Source organism: Tessaracoccus bendigoensis DSM 12906 (assembly GCF_900141915.1).
Classification (GTDB): domain Bacteria; phylum Actinomycetota; class Actinomycetes; order Propionibacteriales; family Propionibacteriaceae; genus Arachnia; species Arachnia bendigoensis.
Map to the genome: position 1 here is coordinate 1 of NZ_FQZG01000080.1, position 18960 is coordinate 18960.

General features: G+C 67.8%; 14 protein-coding genes. 4 read left to right on the forward strand and 10 right to left on the reverse strand.

Annotated elements, in window-relative coordinates; all coding sequences use genetic code 11:
• Positions 1–99 precede the first annotated feature (99 nt).
• From BUC15_RS16155 to BUC15_RS16185, 7 genes are all read right to left on the reverse strand, one after another.
• Entirely contained in the window at positions 100–1089 is a 990-nt protein-coding gene (locus BUC15_RS16155; protein WP_245788017.1) for a dihydroorotate dehydrogenase-like protein, read from the reverse strand.
• Between the two features lie 11 nt (positions 1090–1100).
• Positions 1101–4739, reverse strand: a complete 3639-nt coding sequence (gene nifJ, locus BUC15_RS16160) for a pyruvate:ferredoxin (flavodoxin) oxidoreductase (protein ID WP_073190289.1) — start codon at positions 4737–4739, stop codon at positions 1101–1103.
• On the reverse strand, positions 4673–6310 hold the full coding sequence (locus BUC15_RS16165; protein ID WP_073190238.1) for an NAD(P)-binding protein: 1638 nt from the start codon (positions 6308–6310) through the stop codon (positions 4673–4675). Before BUC15_RS16165 ends, nifJ begins: the two co-directional genes overlap by 67 nt.
• 225 nt (positions 6311–6535) lie before the next feature.
• Positions 6536–6895: a thioredoxin gene (gene trxA, locus BUC15_RS16170; protein ID WP_073190240.1), complete on the reverse strand. Its 360-nt coding sequence runs from the start codon at positions 6893–6895 to the stop codon at positions 6536–6538.
• A 95-nt stretch (positions 6896–6990) separates the two neighbouring features.
• Positions 6991–7746, reverse strand: coding sequence for a class I SAM-dependent methyltransferase (locus BUC15_RS16175; RefSeq protein ID WP_073190242.1), 756 nt, complete (start codon positions 7744–7746; stop codon positions 6991–6993).
• Positions 7736–8422 (reverse strand): iron-dependent transcriptional repressor DtxR, encoded by a 687-nt coding sequence (locus tag BUC15_RS16180; RefSeq protein WP_073190244.1) that lies wholly within the window; start codon positions 8420–8422, stop codon positions 7736–7738. The genes BUC15_RS16175 and BUC15_RS16180 overlap by 11 nt, the downstream gene beginning before the upstream one ends.
• A 69-nt stretch (positions 8423–8491) precedes the next feature.
• Positions 8492–9625, reverse strand: coding sequence for an N-acetylglucosamine-6-phosphate deacetylase (locus tag BUC15_RS16185; protein ID WP_073190246.1), 1134 nt, complete (start codon positions 9623–9625; stop codon positions 8492–8494).
• Between the two features lie 114 nt (positions 9626–9739).
• Between BUC15_RS16185 and serC the strand changes: the two genes are divergently transcribed.
• The gene (gene serC, locus BUC15_RS16190; protein ID WP_073190249.1) at positions 9740–10837 is read left to right on the forward strand and encodes a phosphoserine transaminase; all 1098 of its coding nucleotides are present in this window, start codon (positions 9740–9742) and stop codon (positions 10835–10837) included.
• A 19-nt stretch (positions 10838–10856) separates the two neighbouring features.
• Here the strand turns inward: serC and BUC15_RS16195 are convergent, their stop codons facing one another.
• A complete protein-coding gene (locus BUC15_RS16195) occupies positions 10857–11813 on the reverse strand; it encodes a hypothetical protein (RefSeq protein WP_139280323.1) in 957 nt (318 codons plus the stop codon).
• A 164-nt stretch (positions 11814–11977) separates the two neighbouring features.
• Here BUC15_RS16195 and BUC15_RS16200 point away from each other — a divergent pair, with 164 nt between their 5' ends.
• Positions 11978–12592 (forward strand): hypothetical protein, encoded by a 615-nt coding sequence (locus BUC15_RS16200; protein ID WP_073190255.1) that lies wholly within the window; start codon positions 11978–11980, stop codon positions 12590–12592.
• Between the two features lie 124 nt (positions 12593–12716).
• On the opposite strand, the gene BUC15_RS16205 is transcribed toward BUC15_RS16200, so the two are convergent.
• Positions 12717–16112 (reverse strand): pyruvate carboxylase, encoded by a 3396-nt coding sequence (locus BUC15_RS16205; protein ID WP_073190292.1) that lies wholly within the window; start codon positions 16110–16112, stop codon positions 12717–12719.
• Between the two features lie 118 nt (positions 16113–16230).
• A complete protein-coding gene (locus tag BUC15_RS16210; RefSeq protein ID WP_425443373.1) occupies positions 16231–17628 on the reverse strand; it encodes an NCS2 family permease in 1398 nt (465 codons plus the stop codon).
• 517 nt (positions 17629–18145) lie between these two features.
• On the opposite strand from BUC15_RS16210, the gene BUC15_RS16215 reads away from it, so the two are divergent.
• A complete protein-coding gene (locus BUC15_RS16215; RefSeq protein ID WP_073190257.1) occupies positions 18146–18667 on the forward strand; it encodes a lipoprotein LpqH in 522 nt (173 codons plus the stop codon).
• A gap of 95 nt (positions 18668–18762) precedes the next feature.
• Positions 18763–18960, forward strand: a 198-nt coding sequence (locus BUC15_RS20545; RefSeq protein ID WP_217652277.1) for a hypothetical protein, incomplete at its 3' end; no start/stop codon positions are given.

The window sequence follows — 18960 nt, forward strand, 5'->3', positions numbered from 1 at the left end:
TGAGCAGGATCTGCAACTCATCAAACCCTCGACGGCATCGTCAGCAGACAACACGACGAAGCCGCCAATGAACAGCGGATCCTGCTCAAACCCGCTACCTCACCGCAGCGAGCCGTACGTCGACTTCGCCTTCTCCAAAGCCGACACATAGCCCGCCCGCTCGTAGGCACTGGCCTCGGCATCCTTCGGGACGCCGAGCAGCCCCCGCGCCTTCGCCAAGGGGATCTCGTGGCCGTCCAACCACCGGTCGAGCCCGTCGACCAGCACCTTCGCGTAGGCCGGGCCACGCCGCACCAGCGACGACGTCGTCATCACGACGTCCGCGCCCGCGAGGATGTATTTGATCACGTCCTCGGCGGTGTCGACGCCGGTCGTCGCGGCCAGCGACGCCTCGACCCGGTCCCGCAACACGGCGATCCAGGTGCGCGGCAGCCGACCCTCGATCGGCGAGCTGAGCGACACCCCCGACTCCACCGTCACCCGGTCGACGTCGATGTCCGGCTGCAGGAACCGGTTGAACAGCACCAGCGCGTCCGCGCCGACGGCGTCGAGCCGGGCGGCCATGTTGCCAACCGACGAGAAGTACGGGCTCAGTTTCACGGCGACCGGGATGTCGACGGTGTGCTTGACGGCGCTCAGGATCTCCAGGTGACGCTCCTCCACGTCGGCCCCCGACATGGTGATGTCGCCCGGCACGAAGTAGATGTTCAACTCGATGCCAGCGGCGCCGGCGTCCTGCAGCCGCCGGGCGGTGCCAGTCCAGCCGCCGACCGACGACCCGTTCAGCGAGGCGATGAGCGGCACGTCGATCGCCGCCGCCCCCGCCTCCACCAGGCGCAGGTACGCGTCGCTGGCGTCGTGGTTGGCCCGCGGCATCGTCGGGAAGTAGCTGAGCGCCTCCGAGTTAGCGTCGTCGTACAACTCCTCAAGGACGGCGATCTCCTCCGCCTCGCGGCGCAGTTGCTCCTCGAACAGCGAGTACATGACGACGGCGCCTACCCCACCGTCGGCCAGCGATCGGATGCCCTCGACCGACTGCGACAGCGGCCCTGCAGAGGCGACGACCGGGTTGCGCAACTGCAACCCCATGTAGTTGGTGGTCAGGTCCATGACTGGTCCTTTCTCGGATCCTGAGCGAACTTCTCGGCGCCACGCAGCGCCAACTCCTCGTATTCCGCCCAGCGCCGGTCGACCTGCGCCTGCGCGAGGTGGATGAGACGTTCCGCCTCCTCCGGGTCGGCCGCCTTCAGCACCTTGAACCGCAGCTCCGCCGAACGGTACTTCTCCAGCGACATCCGGGGTCGCGGCGAGTCGAGCAGGAACGGGTTGCCGCCCGCATCCCGGATCACGGGGTTGTAGCGCATCAGCGGCCAGTGGCCGGAGTTGACGGCGCGGTACTGCTGTTCAAGCCCCTTGCGGATGTCGTAGCCGTGCGCGATGCAGTGGCTGTAGGCGATGATCAGGCTCGGCCCGTCGTATGCCTCCGCCTCCCGGAACGCCTTCAACGTCTGCTGCGGGTCGGCACCCATCGCGACCCGGGCGACGTAGACCGAGCCGTAGGCCATGGCCTGCATCGCCAGGTCCTTCTTGTTGCTCTGTTTGCCGCCCGAGGCGAACTTGGCGACGGCACCCAGCGGCGTCGACTTGGACGACTGGCCTCCGGTGTTGGAGTACACCTCGGTGTCCAGCACCAGGATGTTGACGTCGCGTCCAGAGGCGAGCACGTGGTCGACGCCCGAGCTGCCGATGTCGTAGGCCCAGCCGTCCCCGCCGACGATCCAGACGGAGCGACGCACCAGGTTGTCCGCGACGCTCTTCAGGTCGGCGATCTGGGGCCCGTCAAGGTCCTTCAACCGCTCCTTCAGCCGGTCGACGTCCTGCAACTGCTCGGCCAGCTCGGAACCCTGCTGCTGGTCCGAACCCAGGATCCGGTCGACCAAATCGTCGTTGCCGATCTCGGCTCTGAGCTCCTTCAGCCGGGCCCGGGCAAGGTCGGTGTGCAGGTCGGCGGCGAGCCGCATCCCGAGACCGAACTCGGCGTTGTCCTCGAACAGCGAGTTGGACCACGCCGGCCCGCGCCCGGCCGCGTTCTTCGCCCACGGCGTCGTCGGCAGGTTGCCGCCATAGATGGATGAGCAGCCGGTCGCGTTCGCGATCGTCGCACGGTCGCCGAACAGCTGGCTGAGCAACTTCAGGTACGGCGTCTCGCCGCAACCCGAGCAGGCCCCGGAGAACTCGAACAGCGGCTCCAGGAGCTGGATGCCCCGGACCGTGCCGTAGTCGATCCAGGCCCGGTCGTTGTACGGGATCTGTTCGAAGAACTCGACGGCGGTCTTGTCCGCCTCGCGTTCGAGTTTGGGTTCCAGGTTGATGGCCCGCCTCGACGGCTGGTCGATCGGCTTGACGGGGCACGCCTCGACACAGAGCCCGCAGCCGGTGCAGTCCTCGACGTAGACCTGCAGGGTGTACCTGGTCGACGGCAGACCCGCCGCGTTCAGCGGTGCGCTGAGGAAGCCGTCCGGCGCGCCCGCGAGCTGCTCATCCGGGTACGACTTGGCGCGCAGCACCGCGTGCGGGCACACGAACGCGCAGTTGCCGCACTGGATGCAGTTTTCGGCGTCCCATTGCGCGACGATGTCGGAGATGTTGCGCTTCTCGAACTTCGTGGTGCCCGACGGGTAGGTCCCGTCGACCGGGAGCGCCGAGACGGGCAGGTCGTCGCCCCGGCCCTGCAACATCGTCGCGGTCACGTTGCGCACGAACTCCGGCGCGCCGTCCGGCACCGGCGGGATGAGGCCGTGGAGGGACGTCGCCTCCTCAGGCCGGTCGAGGTGGTGCAGCTCCGCCAACGCGGAGTCGACCGCCAGGTGGTTCTTCCTGACGACCTCGGCCGACTTGCGGGCGTAGGTCTTCGAGATGGCCTGCTTGATCTTCTCGATGGCCGCGTCTCGGGGCAGGACCCCTGAGATCGCGAAGAAACAGGTCTGGAGGATGGTGTTGGTGCGGCTGCCGAGCCCGGCCGCCCGGGCGACCTTGCCAGCGTCGATCGTGTAGACGTTGATGCCCAACTCGATGATCCGGCGCTGCATGTCGACCGGCAGGTGCTGCCAGGTGTCGGCCCCGTGCGGCGTGTTGATCAGCAAGGTGGTGCCTGGCCTGGCGAACTCCAGCACATCGACCCGCTCAAGGATCGACCAGTGGTGGCAGCCGATGAACCCGGCCCGGCTGACCAGGTAGGGCGCCTTGATCGGGTTCGGCCCGAACCGCAGATGCGAGACGGTGCGCGACCCGGACTTCTTCGAGTCGTAGACGAAATAGCCTTGCGCGAAGGTCTTCTCCTCGGAGCCCAGGATCTTGATGGTGTTCTTGTTCGCCCCGACGGTGCCGTCGGAGCCGAGCCCGTAGAACACGGCCCTCAGCGTCTCCGGGTCCTCAAGGTCGAGCGTCGGATCGTAGTCCAGCGAAAGGTGCGTGACGTCGTCGAGGATGCCGACGGTGAACCTCGGGCGCGGCGCCGGGGCGGCCAGTTCATCGAAGACGGCCTTGACCATGCCTGGGGTGAACTCCTTCGATGACAGGCCGTAGCGGCCGCCTGTCACGGTCGGCAGCGAATCGCGGCGCCCGGCGGCAACGGCCTCAGCCAGCACGCTCGTCACGTCCAGGAACATCGGTTCACCGGAGGCGCCCGGCTCCTTCGTCCGGTCGAGCACCGCGACGCGGCGGGCGGTGTCAGGCAGCGCGGCGAGGAACGCCTCAGCCGGGAACGGGCGGTAGAGCCGGATCTGGATGACGCCGACCTTGCCGCCTTCTGCGTTGAGCCGGTCGACCACCGGGGTGATGGCCTCCACACCGGAGCCCATCACAACGACGACCCTCTCGGCGTCTTCGGCTCCGTGGTATTCGACCAGGTGGTACCGGCGCCCCGTCAGCTCCGCGAACCGGTCCATCGTCGCCTCGACGATGCCCGCGACCTCGGAATAGTACGGGTTGGCCGTCTCGCGCGACTGGAAATACGTGTCGGGATTCTGCGCCGTGCCACGGATGAACGGGTTGGCCGGGCTGAGCGCCCTGGCGCGGTGCTTCAACACCAACTCGTGCGGGATGAACTCGCGCAGTTGGTCGTCGGTCAGCTTGGTCATGGTGTTGAGCTCGTGCGAGGTGCGGAACCCGTCGAAGAAATGCACGAACGGCAACCGGCTCAGCAGAGTCGCACGGTGCGCGACCGCGGCCATGTCGTGGCTCTCCTGCACCGACGCGGAGCTGAGCAGGCACACCCCGGTCTGCCGCACGGCCATCACGTCCTGATGGTCGCCGAAGATCGACAGCCCCTGCGTGGCGAGTGAGCGCGCCGCGACGTGGAACACCGTCGACGTCAACTCACCGGCGATCCGGTACATGTTGGGGATCATCAGCAGCAGCCCCTGCGACGCGGTGAACGTCGTCGACAACGCCCCGCCCTGCAGCGCCCCGTGCATCGCACCAGCCGCGCCGCCTTCTGACTGCATCTCGATGACGGTCGGTACCTGGCCCCAGACGTTGGCCCGCCGGTGCGCGGCCCACTCGTCGGCCAACTCGGCCATGGTGGAACTGGGTGTGATCGGGTAGATCGAGCACAGTTCGCTGACGCGGTAGGCGACGTCGGCCGCCGCCTCGTTTCCGTCGATGATCGCCTTCACTGCCGACCCTCCTGAATCATGTCGATGGCGTGCACCGGGCACTGCTCGTAGCAGGTGCCGCATCCGGTGCATAACTCGTAGTCGAAGCGGTACCGGTTGCCCTTGCCCAGCTTGATGACGGCGTCTTCGGGGCAGGCGCCGAAGCAGCCGTCGCATTCGAAGCAGTTGCCGCAGCTGAGGCATCGGCGGGCCTCGAAATCGGCTTCCTCGTCCGTCAAACCGGCGACGACCTCGGTGAACCCCTCCACGCGGTCGTCGACGTCTGCCTCAATCTGCGTGCGGCGCTGGTGGTCGCCGAAGTACCAGAGGTTCATCTGGTCCAGGCTCACGATCGGGTTCTTGGTGGGCTGGACCCATTCCTCCCGGTTGAGCCAGGCGTCGATCCGTTGGGCGGCGCGCTTGCCGTGGCCGACCCCGATCGTGACCGTCCGGTCTGACGGGACGGCGTCCCCGCCCGCGAAGATGCCGGGCACCGCGGTCATCAGCGAGTTCGGGTCGACGTCGACGACGTCGTCATGGAAGCTCATGCCGGGGATGGCGTGCAGGAAATCGGTGTCGGCACGCTGGCCGAGCGCCATGATGACGGTGTCAGCGGCCAGCTTCTCGAAGCGACCGGTGCCGACGGCCTTGCCGTCGTCGTCGAGTTCCATGATCTCGACGGTGAGGTCGGCCTCGTCCATCGAGCTGATCGTGCGGAGCCAGTTGATCTTGACGCCCTCGGTCTCGGCGCCCTCGCGCTCCTCCTCGTGCGCAGGCATCTGCGCCTCGGTGCGCCGGTAGACGACCACCGACTCCTCGGCCCCCAGCCTGCGCGCGACACGTGCGGCGTCCATGGCGGTGTTGCCGCCGCCGTAGACGGCGACCTTCCGGCCGATTACCGGCCGCTCGCCTGAGGCGACGTCGCGCAGGAAACTGACGGCGTCGACGACGCGGGAAGCGTCGGCGCTCGGGATGTCGACCCGCTTGGAGATGTGGGCGCCCACCGCGACGAAGACGGCATCGAAGTTGCCCTCAGCCTGGGTCGCGAGGAGGTCCTTGATGGGCGCGTTCTGCCGGAACACGACGCCGAGGTTGCGCAGCCGGTCGATCTCGGCGTCGAGCACGTCGCGGGGCAGCCGGTACTCCGGGATGCCGTAGCGCATCATGCCGCCTGGCGTGTCACCGGCGTCGAAGATCTCGACCTGGTGGCCGAGCCTGGTGAGGTGGTAGGCGGCCGAGAGCCCCGAGGGGCCGGCGCCGATGACCATGACCCGGCGTCCCGAGACGCGGCGCGGCTTCGGGAACTGCCAGTCGTTGGTGATGGCCAGGTCGCCGAGGTAGCGCTCGACGGAGTGGATCGACACTGCCGAGTCGAGGTCCTTGCGGTTGCACGCCGTCTCACAAGGGTGATAGCAGACCCGGCCGTGGATCGCGGGGAACGGGTTGTCGGCGACCAGTTGCCGCCACGCTGCCTCGGCCTCGCCCGCCTTGATCAGGCGCAGCCACTCCTGGATGTTCTCGCCTGCCGGGCAGCCCGCGTTGCACGGCGGCAGCATGTCCAGGTAGATGGGTTTGCGGGATCGGACGGGGGCCACCCGGCCCACCGTGCTGGCGAGATCTGGCTGAATGGTTATATCGCGGCGTTCCGGCGTCATCGCCCTCATCCTCCTTGGCTCTACTACTAGGCATCGTAGGGCGCGGTGGAGGGGGCCGGACATTCGGGTTGGAACAAGCCACGCAAATGGCAACTGGCATTGAGTGCCACGGGGCGGCACCGATCAAGGAAGGGCCGACCAGGGTCGTGGTCGGCCCTACTCCGGCGCAGCTGCGTCAAGACAGCAAAAGGCCCACCCCACCGGGTGGGCCCTCCCCTGGGTTGGTCAGGCCTGCTTGCGTGCCTCGGCCAGGGCCGCCTCAATGTCGAGTTCCTGGATCTGCCCGATCAGCGCGTCCAGCTGCTTTCCATTGAGGAGCCCCGACTCGCGGAACACGAGCTGCCCCTGCTTGAAGGCCATGATCGTCGGGATCGACTGGATCTCGAGCGCCGTGGAGAGGTCGCGGGCGTCCTCGGTGTCGACCTTGGCGAACACGACTCCTTCGTGGCGGACTGATGCATCCTCGTAGATGGGTGAGAACCGCTTACACGGGCCGCACCAGTCGGCCCAGAAGTCGACGAGGACAATCTCGTTGTCCTCGACGGTGCTCTCGAAGTTTTCGGCGGTAAGGGCGGTGGTCGCCATGGGTGACCCCTTTCACAAGTTGGTCTCGTGGATGTTCAACGTTCAATCTTTGCCTGGTATTCCCCACCCTATGTCGGGTCTGGCCCACCGGTTCGCTACTTGATCGCGATGATCCGTCGCATCGGGAGCGCGATGCGCACCGGGCCGTCGGCGAATCGGCCACGCAGGAACTCGAAGGCCGCTGCGGCCCGTTCGGGGTCACTGGTGGCGCGGAGACCTGCCAGCAGCCGCGCGGCATCCTGTTCGTCGCCGACCTCGTAGTAGTACTTGGCCCGGGAGTCCTCCGCCTTCGTCAGGCCGACCTCGGCAAGGGCCTGTTTCGCCTTGAACTCCGTCGTCCCGGGCAGGTGCGGGGGCACCCGCAGGTAGCTGGCTAGTCGGCTGTTGAGCCTGAGGTCGTCCAGGTTGACCGGCCTCAGCGAGGGGGTGAGCGCGGCGAACACGCCACCGGGTCGAAGCACCCGGGCGGCCTCCTCAAGGAAGCGGGGACGATCGGCCACGACGGCCACCCCGAGCGACGTCACGACGGCGTCGAACGAGTCATCGGCGAACGGCAGGTACGAGGCGTGCCCCTGCACCAGCGGGCCGCGACCGCGTGCGGCGGCCTCCGCCAGTTCGGATGCCGACCGGTCGAGGCCGATGACGGTTCGCCCGGGACGACGCAGCCGCTCGACCATGGCGCCCGCGCCGCAGGCGAGGTCGAGCACCATGTTCGCCGAGGCGGAGATGGAACGCGCCAGCCACTGGTACGGGGTGCGGTCGCCACCGAAGCACCGGGAGAGCACCTCCTCCATCGCGCCCGGCTGACGGTTTCCGAACCACTTGAGCGTGGCGTCCATGTCAGACCGCATCGACGAACAGCAACTCGGCGGCGAACGGGCTGAGCTCGACCACATGGTCGCCCAGCATCAGCGCGATGCAGTCGTCGCGTCTCGACGCCTCGAACTCGCTGCCCGGCCTCACCCCGGCGACGGCCAACGCGGAGAGCGTGGCGGCGTCGGCCTGGATGTTCTCGCTCATCCGCCGCAACTTGAAGGTTCGCACGTCGGTGCCGACGACGTCGGCCAGCGGCTCGGCGCCGTGCCGGAAGGGCTCGTGTTGCTTCTCGACCCCCAGTTCACGCAGCCCGGGGATCGGGTTGCCGTATGGCGAGAAGGTCGGTTCGTGCAGGATCTCGACGAGGCGCCGTTCCACGTCGACCGAGATGACGTGTTCCCAGCGGCAGGCCTCGTCGTGCACCTTGTCCCATTCGAGCCCGATGACCTCGGTGAGGAGGCACTCGGCCAGCCGGTGCTTCCGCATCACATCTCGGGCCAGTCTCGACCCCGACGGTGTGAGCTTGATGGTGCGGTCGGGTTCGACGACCAGCAGCCCGTCGCGCTCCATCCTCGCCACGGTCTGCGAGACGGTGGGGCCGGATTGGTGGAGCCGCTCGGCGATTCGCGCCCTCAGAGGCTGCACTCCCTCTTCGAGGAGTTCGTACACCGTCCTCAGGTACATCTCGGTCGTGTCAATCAGATCGCCCATAGTCAGCCCCTTCCGGTTCCATCCTAGACGCGGGCGCACCGTCGATGTCCCGCGCGGTGGCAGGCGAAGTCAGGCGGGTTCGACGATCCACTCGCCACGGCGGATGACACCCTGCAGGACGCCTTCGTCGTCGACGAGGCAGATGTCGGCGAGCCTTCCAGGGGTGAGCTGGCCGACCTGGTCGAGACCGTGGAACGCGGCCGGGGTGGTGGCCGCCATGCGGGCGGCATCCGGGATGCTGACCCCGGCCTCCTGGACCACGAACGCGAAGGCGTTCTTCATCGTGAGGGTGGACCCGGCGATCGCGCCCGGCGTACCGTCGGCCGTCACGAGCCGGGCGGTGCCGTCGAGGACGTCGACCTCAAGCTCGCCGAGCAGGTAGCGACCGTCGCCCTTCCCGGTGGCGCTCATCGCGTCGGTGACCAGCCCGACTCGATCAGGGCCGGCCGCCTCGATGGCCATTGCGGCGATGACGGGCTGCAGGTGGATGCCGTCGCAGATCAGTTCGACCATGACCCGGTCGTCGACCAGCAGGACCGGCACCGGGCCGGGCTCGCGGTGGTGGACGGGCCGCATCGCGTTGAACAGGTGCGTGGTGATCTTGGCGCCCCACTCAACCGCTTGGGCCGTGGTCTTGTCATCGGCATCAGAGTGGCCGAACGCGACGGCGACACCAGCCTCGGTGAAGCGCTTGATGGCCTTCTCCGAGTTCTCCAGTTCCGGCGCCATGGTGATCATCTTCAGCGCCGGGCCCCCGGCCGCGATCAGCCGCTCGACCGACTCGTCGTCGGGGTGGCGCAGCAGTGCCAGGTCGTGCGCGCCCTTCTTCTCGGGGGCGAGGAACGGCCCCTCGAGGTGGATGCCGTCGAGGTCGCCCTTCTCGACGAGGCCCCGCAGAACACCTAGTTGACGCTCAAGCTTCTCGATGGGTTCGGTGACCGTCGACGCGAAGATGGTGGTCGAGCCCTGGTGCCGGTGGAAGTCGATCGCGCGGAGGTTGGCCTCTACGTCGGGATCACCGAAGGCCACCCCGACCGCGCCGTGGGTGTGGGAATCGACGAAGCCGGGCACGGCCCACAGCGTCCCCCCGCTGCCACCGGCCTCGACCGAGACGATCCGGCCTTCCTCGATCGTGATGACGGCATCGTCAATGACGCCTTCCGGCGTGACGGCGTGGGCAACCTGCAACTTCGCAACGGACATGCCTCCACGGTAGCCCCGCGGGGCTCCTGACACCGCCCTCTGGTGATTCTTGGTGCGCGTTTCACGGCAGGGGGCGCAGCGCACCCCGGGGCTGAGCCGCCTTAGGATGGCCCGGTGAGCATCCTGATCCCGCAAGACCTCCTCCCCTCAGACGGGCGTTTCGGTTCCGGCCCAGCGAAGGTGCGCCCCGAGGCGCTCGATTACCTGTCGATGCGCGGCGACCTGATGGGCACCTCGCACCGTCAGGCACCCGTGCGCGACCTCGTCCGGGTCGTGCAGCAAGGCCTTGCCGAGCTTTACCGCATCCCCGAAGGCTACGAGGTGGTGCTCGGCAACGGCGGGTCGACCCTGTTCTGGGACATGGCGGTGGCTTCACTGATCGAGCGCCGCTCGGCACACGGCGTGTTCGGCGAGTTCACCCGCAAGTTCGCCAAGGCGGCCGAACGCGCCCCGCACCTGGAATCGCCGGTGGTCACCGAGGCCCCAGCCGGCCAGGTCGCCGTCCCCGGCCCGGCCGACGTCGACACCTATGCCTGGGCGCAGAGCGAGACCTCGACCGGGGCCGTCGCGCCCGTCTCAAGGGTGGGCGACGGCCTGATCCTGATCGACGCCACCTCATCGGCCGGGGGGATGGACGCACCGATCGGCGACACCGACGTCTACTATTTCGCCCCCCAGAAGAACTTCTCCTCCGACGGCGGCCTTTGGCTGGCCTTCGCGTCCCCCGCCGCGGTCGAACGGGCCGAACAGATCAAGGCGAGCGGGCGTTGGCTACCCGAGATCCTCGATTTCTCGCTCGCCGTCAAGAACTCCCGCCAGAACCAGACGCTCAACACGCCCGCCCTGGCGACCCTGCTGCTTCTTGAGGACCAGATCGGATGGATGCTCGACCTGGGTGGCATCGACGCCGTCGCCGCGCGCTGCGCCGCCTCGACCTCGATCCTCTACCGCTGGGCTGAGAAGCGCGATTTCGCGTCGCCGTTCGTGACGTCGGAGGCCGCCCGCTCCCCCATCGTCGCCACCATCGACCTGGATGAACATATCGACGCGTCGCAGGTCATCGCGGCGCTGCGCGAGAACGGAATCGTCGACGTCGACCCGTACCGGGCGCTAAAGCGAAACCAGTTGCGGGTCGGCTGCTACGCGTCGGTCGACCCCGATGACGTCGAGGCGCTCACGGCGTGCCTCGACTATGTGATCGAGCGGTTGTAGCCGGACATGTGAGGCCGGATCAGCGCTTCGCGAAGAAGGTGACGGCGCCAGCAAGCACCGCGAGCAACCCCGCCAACGCGACCGCAACCAGCGTCCCGGAACGGTTCGGCTGCGCATCGCCACCGGCGGACTGATCCGGATCGGCACTGGCCGAGCCACTCGGGGTCCCAGAGGCGGACTGAGAGGCCGAACCGGGCGGGGCTGGCGAGACGGTGGTCGTCGTGTCCGACGCCGGCACCTGGGCGGTGCGGATCGTCGGGTTGCCACCCACGTAGATCTCATCGTCCTGCCCGACGGCGATCGACTCCGCCTCTGACGCGCCGGTGATCGTGTCCGTCACCAGGGTCTCCCAGGTGAACGCGTCGAGGTACTCGATGCCGACGGCGGTACGCAGTGCCATGGTCGAGCCGTCGGTGAGGAACACGCCGTCGCTGACACCGTCGGGCGCATCGGCGACCCTGGTGAGGGTGTTCATGCTCTCGCGGGAAGGGGATTCGGAGCCGCGGTAGATTCCCGGATCGTCCCCTGCGGTGACGATGTAGATGTTGCCCCGGCCCGAGATCAGCATCGCCTTCGCGTCTCTCGGGCCATCCTCGTACTCGAAGTCGTAGGCGAAGTACGACGAGTTCCCGCCATCGGGCTCGCCGAGACGGAAGATGACGACGTAATCCCGGGAGGCGTCGGTGTCACCGATGTCGCCGACCCAGAGCCGACCTTCGCTCCAGGCGAGGGCCTGGACGGACTCGGTATTGGCGCCGAAGCTCCACGTCTCGCCGCTGTCGGCTTCGACGACGCTCCCGGAGGCCGCTTCCGGGCCTGCGAGCCACAGCCGCGAGTCGCCCGGTTCGAAGGCCATGCCGACCACCGGGGTGGCCCCCGCCGGCGGCGTGATGTCCTGGGCGGTAGCTGGTAGCACCGCGAGGCTGAGGCCGATCGCGGCGGCTACGGCGGCACAGCCGCGGGACATAGTCTTCATCGGGACCCCAGCATAGCCATGGGCTCAGGGATTCGCCGTCAGACCGCTCCAGACGGCTCCCAGGACGGCGACCAGCACCAAGGCGACCAACACCCCGGTGACGATCAGGCGGCGAGTTCTCGGATTCATCCTGGCCGATGCTACGCCACCGCTACGGTGGAGGCATGCCGAGACTCCTGGTCTTCGCCGTTCGCATCGACGATGTGCGCGACATCTTCGGCGCCGAAGCCGCCCTGGCCGAGCGCCTAAGGAGCGTCGCGGCGGCGAGCTTCAGTGCTCAGCAGCCCACGAGACGGCGGTGGTTCAAACCGATGCTACGCCGCGACCCCGACACGGAGGTCCGCACCGACCGACCCCTGCGTGGGGAGGTCGACGCTCTGCTGTCGGGAGGCTTCATTGAGCCGGACCGTCAGCCCGCCGCGTGGCGGGTCTTCACGCTCTGGCTCGAAGACCTGTCGACGGCCAGCGTCGAGGTCGCCTGGGACCCGGAGCTCTTCGACCGGGTCGAGTGGGACCTGGCGCGGGCGGGGCTCAACAGCGACTATTCGCTCCGAAGGCTGGCCGACCGTCAGCTGGGCACCCCCCTTCGCCCCCTGCCCGGACAGGTGGTGGGCTACGCCAAGGCGGTACACGTCGCAGAGACCGCCGACGCCGTCCGGGCCGCTCTGGCGGTGCCCGACCTGCCCGGTGAGACGGCAGATTTCGTCGTCCCGATCCTCGAAGTGCTGGACGTCGCCGCCGGGCACGGCCTCGAGATCGTCGTGGTCGGCGCAGACTGACGTCGATTCGGTTGGCAGTAGGCGTTGAGCACTATCCCGGGTTCGATACCGATGTGACCGCAAACAGGTGTGGTTTCGCCCAACGAACCCCGGATAGTGCTCAAAGTCAGACCCGACCTCAGCCCTACCCGATCACCAGCACCAGGTCGCCGCCCTCGAGCGGGGTGGTGCCCGACAGCACTACCCGCTTGACGATGCCCGCCACCGGCGCGTTGATCGCGGCCTCCATCTTCATCGCCTCGACCGTGGCGACCTGATCGCCGACGGCGACCTCGTCGCCTTCCCGCACCGTCGGGGTGACGGCGCCGAGGAACGGGGCGGCCACGTGGCCCTTGTTGCCCGGGTCGGCCTTCTCAGCGGCTGCGACCTCCGACTTGATCGACAGGTCGCGCACCCGCACCGGCCGGATCTGGCCGTTGAGCAGGCACATCACCGTGCGCTTTCCGCGCTTGTCCGGCTCGGAGATCGCCTCAACCCCGGCAAGCAGGGTGAGCCCCTTGTCCAGTGTGATCGCGTATTCCACCCCCGGCCGCATGCCGTACAGGCACGGCAACGTCGGCAGCACCGAGATGTCGCCGAAGATGTCGCGCTGCTGCTGGAACTCCTTCGTCGGGCCGGGGAACAGCAGCCGGTTCAGGGTCTCCTGGCGTCCCCTTCCTGGCCGCGCCAGGGCCTCGAGGTCCTCGTCTGCCACCTGAGTGACCCGCACCGGGGCCCGGCGCCCCTCGATCGCGCGGCTGCGGAACGGCTCGGGCCACCCACCGGCCGGCTGGCCCAGCTCACCGTTGAGGAATCCGATCACGGAGTCGGGGATGTCGAACTTCTGCGGATCGGCCTCGAACTCGCCGGGGTCCGCCCCGACGGCCACCAGGTGCAGAGCGAGGTCGCCCACCACCTTCGACGACGGCGTCACCTTCGTCGGTCTGCCGAGGATCTTGTCTGCCGCCTCGTACATGTCCTCGATGGCCTCGAACTTCTCGCCGAGCCCCAGCGCGATGGCCTGCTGCCTCAGGTTTGAGAGCTGGCCACCCGGGATCTCGTGCGAATACACCCGCCCTGTGGGCGCGGGCAGACCCGACTCGAACGGCGCGTAAAGCTTCCGGACGGCCTCCCAGTACGGCTCGAGGTCGAGCACGGCCTGCGGGTCCAGTTCCGTCGCCCTTCCGGTCTGGTCGAGGGCCATCACCAAGGCGGACATCGGTGGCTGCGATGTCGTGGAGCTCATCGCGGAGTTGGCCACGTCGACCGCGTCGACGCCGGCGTCCACCGCGGCCATGAGCGTCGCGAGTTGCCCCCCGGTGGTGTCGTGCGTGTGCAGGTGGACCGGCAGGTCGAAACGCTCGCGCAGGCCACGGACCAGGCGGCGCGCCGCCTCAGGGCGAAGCAACCCGGCCATGTCCTTGATCGCGAGGATGTGCGCACCCGATTCGACGATGCGCTCGGCGAGCCGGAGGTAATAGTCGAGCGTGTAGGTCTTCTCGGCCGGGTCGAGCAGGTTCGCGGTGTAGCACAGCGCGACCTCGGCCACCGACTCGGTGTTTCGGACGGCATCGATCGCCGGACGCATCTGCTCAACGTCGTTCAGTGCGTCGAAGATCCGGAAGATGTCGACGCCGGTGGCGGCGGCCTCCGCGACGAACGCCTCTGTCACCTCGGTCGGGTACGGGGTGTAGCCGACGGTGTTGCGGCCACGCAGGAGCATCTGCAGGTTCTGGTTCGGCATCGCCGAGCGGAGGCTCGCCAGCCGTTCCCACGGGTCCTCGCCGAGGAAACGCAGCGCCACATCGTAGGTCGCCCCGCCCCAACACTCGACCGAGAACATGTTGGGCAGGCTCCGCGCCTGGACGGGCGCTACAGCCAGCAGGTCACGGGAGCGCACCCTGGTCGCCAGAAGCGACTGGTGAGCGTCGCGGTAGGTGGTGTCGGTGACTGCCACGGGTACCTGGTCGCGCAGCGCACGGGCGAATCCCTCCGCACCGAGCGCTAGAAGCCGCTGTCGTGGACCGTCAGGAACGGCCGCTGCGAGGTTGGCCCTCGGGAGCTTTTCACGCGGGTCGAGCATGGTGGGGGCATCGCCGTTGGGCTTGTTGACGGTGACCTCGGCCAGGTGACGCAGCAGCTTCGTCGCCCTGTCAGCCGGGGTCCGGGCCGACATCAGGTATGGCCGCTCGTCGATGAACGACGTGGTAACCCCGCCCTTCTCGAACTCAGGGTCGTCGAGGACGGCCCGCAGGAACGGGATGTTCGTGGCGACACCCCGCACGCGGAACTCGGCCAGCGCGCGTCTTGCGCGTGCGATCGCCATGTCGAGGTTGCGGCCCCGGGCCGTCAGCTTCACCAGCAGCGAATCGAAGTGGGGGCTGATCTCCACGCCGGTACCGGTGGTTCCGCCGTCCAGCCTGATCCCCGCACCCGACGCGGAACGGTAGGCGGTGATCAGGCCCGTGTCGGGGCGGAATGAGTTGAGCGGATCCTCGGTCGTGATCCGGCACTGCAGGGCGGCGCCGCGGATCTCCAGGGCGTCCTGGCTGATGCCGATGTCGGCGAGGCTCTCACCGTTGGCGATGCGCATCTGCGCCTGCAAAAGGTCGACGTCGGTGATCTCCTCGGTGATGGTGTGCTCGACCTGGATGCGCGGGTTCATCTCGATGAACACGTGTTGCCCAGCCCTCGGCCCGTTGGTCTCGACGAGGAACTCGACGGTGCCGGCACAGGTGTAGCCGATGGCCTTGGCGAACTTGACCGCGTCGTTGGTGAGCGACTCACGCAGGTCGTCGGAGATGTTTGGCGCGGGCGCGATCTCGATCACCTTCTGGTGGCGCCGTTGGATCGAACAGTCCCGCTCGAAAAGGTGGACCGTGTTGCCCTGGCTATCGGCGAGGATCTGCACCTCGATGTGGCGCGGCGCGGAGACGGCCTGCTCGACGAAGACGGTCGGGTCACCGAAGGCGCTCTCCGCCTCCCGCATGGCTGCGCCCAGTTCGGCCTCGAACGCTTCCGGGTCGTCGACGCGTCGCATGCCGCGGCCACCGCCACCGGCGACAGCCTTGACGAAGACGGGGAACCCGATCTCATCGGCCGCCCGTCTGAGCGCCTCGGGATCGGTCGAGGGTGGGCACGATGCCAGCGTCGGGATGCCTGCCGAACGGGCGTGCTCGATCGCGGCGACCTTGTTGCCCGCCATCTCCAGCACGGTCGCCGACGGGCCGATGAACGTGATGCCGTTCTCGGCACAGGCGGCGGCGAGGTCGGGGTTCTCCGAGAGGAAACCGTAGCCGGGGTAGACGGCATCCGCGCCCGCCTCCTTGGCTGCGCGGATCATCTCGGCGATGTCGAGATAGGCCCGGACGGGGTGGCCGACGTCCCCGATGAGGTACGCCTCGTTCGCCTTCACCCGGTGGTCGGCGTTGCGATCCTCGTATGGGAACACCGCGACGGTGCCCAGGCCGAGTTCGTAGGCGGCGCGGAAAGCGCGCACCGCGATCTCGCCTCGGTTGGCAACCAAAACCTTATGGAACATGCCGGTCATGCTAGCCGCCCATCCCCCGTCGCCCGCTTCTCGTCCAGTCGCCCGGCCCGCTTGTTGACAGCAAGACGCCCCCGCCCGTGCAGCGGCACGGCGGGGGCGTCGAGGCTGGTCAGGCGCCCAGCAGGTTCAGGATCACGCCCTGAGCGAAATAGAGAACGAAGAGCCCCGCGACGACGTACATCAGCGCGTGGATCTTGCGCCATTCGCCGAGGATCAGCCGGATGAAGACGTAGGCGAGGAAGCCCGCGCCGATGCCGACGGTGATCGAGTAGGCGAAGGGCATCAGGATGATCGTCAGGAAGACGGGGATGCCGATCTCCGGCCTCGTCCAGTCGATCTCGTTAATCTGGGAGATCATGAGGAAGCCGACGAACACCAGCACGGGGCTGGCGGCCTCGAACGGCACAAGGTTGACCAACGGAGCCAGGAACACCGCGAGAAGGAACGCCGCGCCGGTGACGACGGACGCGAGGCCGGTGCGGGCACCCTCTCCGACACCGGCGGTCGACTCGACATAGCTCGTGCTCGACGACACCGATCCGAGGCCACCGACGACCGCGCCGAGCGAATCGACCAGCAGGATCTCGGTGGTGCGCGGCGGCATGCCGTCGGCGTCGTTGAGGCCACCCTCGGAGCCGACGGCGACCATGGTGCCCATGGTGTCGAAGAAGTCGGCGAGGAGGAGGGAGAAGACCAGCACCACGAGGGCGAGGAAGTGCGCGAACTGGAACTTGCCGTCGACGAAGAATGCGCCGACCATGTCGACGCGGCCCAGCAGGCTCAGATCGGGCCAGGAGAAGCCGGAGAGCGAGGGCACGTTGAGGGCCCAACCGGTCGGGTTGGAACCGTCTGCGGCCTGGCCTCCGACATGGCCGATGGCCTCCACGATGATCGCCAGCACCGTGCCGGAGATGATCGAGATGAGCATCGCACCCTTGACCTTGAGCACGTGGAGCGTGATCAGGAGCACGAGACCGATCAGGAACACGAGGATCGGCCAGCCTTGAAGGTTCCCGCCCACTCCCAGGGTCACGGGGGTTCCGGAGCCTTGGCGGATGACACCGGCGTTGACGAGGCCGACGAAGGCGATGAACAGGCCGATACCGACGGAAATGGCGGTCCGCAGCGGGGGCGGCACGGCCTTGAACACCGCAGTCCGGAAACCGGTGAGCACCAGGACGGTGATGATGATGCCTTCCCAGACCACCAGACCCATGGCCTGCGGCCAGGTCATCTGCGGTGCGAGGGTGTAGGCGACGAGCGCGTTGAGGCCGAGCCCTGAGGCGATCGCCATGGGGAACCGGCCGACGACACCCATCAGGATCGTCATGATGCCCGCGATCAGCGCGGTGGCCGCGGCGACCATGGCGATGGAGGTGCCGACGGCGGCACCGTCGATCTGCGTCATGGCTGCGTCCAGGAACTTCGGTGCACCCGAGATCAGGTTGCCGTTCTTGTCAGCACCGGTTCCGATGATGAGGGGGTTCAGCGCGATGATGTAGGCCATCGCGAAGAAGGTGACGAGGCCGCCGCGGAACTCCCGCGGGATGGAGGAGCGACGCTTGGAGATCTCGAAGTAACGGTCGAGACCCGACGTCGGAGGCGAGGTGTCGTTGGAATGCTTTGCAGCCGAAGGCGAAATCGTGTCCACGGAGCGCCATAGTAGAGCGCCGACAGGCATTCCCGGGCACCGGACCGGCTTAATGACGGTTGAGCTGGCCCCCAGTTGGTTGAGCCGGGGCCGTGAGCGAAGCTAACCGCCCGTGACGAAACCACCCCTCGAGCAGCGCCAACCCCGCCACCGACGGCTGAGCCCGACCCCGCGCCGTGCACAAATCTCTGTATACGTAGAGGCAACCCCACATAGAGACTGCCTCCACACATAGAGAGATCTATGCACGGCATTGACGATATCGGGCCCCCGATGGGTCTTGGACGGCCACCCGATCAGCGGCCATGAGCCCTACTGGGGAGCACCGAGTGGCTTGCCCTAAGCTGGGTACCGGTCAAGAAAGGGTGCCTCAATGAACCGAATCAAGACGTCCCTCCTCGTCGGGGCTGGCGTGTTTGCCTTGACGCTGTCCGCCTGCTCAGGCACCGGCGGCGCTCCGGATCCCGTCGGGCAGGGCACCGGTGCCGCCAACTCGGCGGGCACGAACAACGAGCCGGCCACCGCCCCGACCGAGGTGACGGTTGAGGCCCCGGCCGGGGGTGCCGCCGTCCGGCTCGGAGACACCGAGGAGGCGATCGACACGGTCGGCTGCACCGAGATCAACGGCTCATGGGCCGTCAGCGGCAGCAACGAGGGCGGAGCGAAGGCGGCAGTGACCACCTCGCAGGACCGCCAGAGCGTCGTGACCGCCAGCGTGGTCCTGGCCGACGGGAAGTTGGTCGACGTGAAGGACGGTCAAGGCTCGGCAACGATCACGTGGGAAGGCGAGAACTTCACCGTCGTCGGCACCGGCCCCTACCTGGATCTGATGGCGGGCGAGACGGCCAGCACGCAGGAGATCGGCTTCATGCTCAAGGGCTCCTGCCCCAGCTGACGCCTGCTTCGGAGAAAACCCCGATCGGTGCTCGCCGACCGGGGTTTTCTCCGTTCTCGTATGGCCGCGGCGGCGGGAGTGTCGCGCAGGCGGGAGTGTCGCGCAGGCAGGAGCGACGCGCCGTCGGGAGCGACGCGCCGTCGGGAGCAACGCCCGTCGGGAGCAACGCCCGTCGGAAGCAACGCGCCGTCGGGAGCGACGCTCCGGAGGGAGCCGCGAGGCTGGACTTGCGCGTCGTCATCGTCAGGCAGTGGCCCATCCTCGACGTCAGACACACCAAAATCGACCACTGG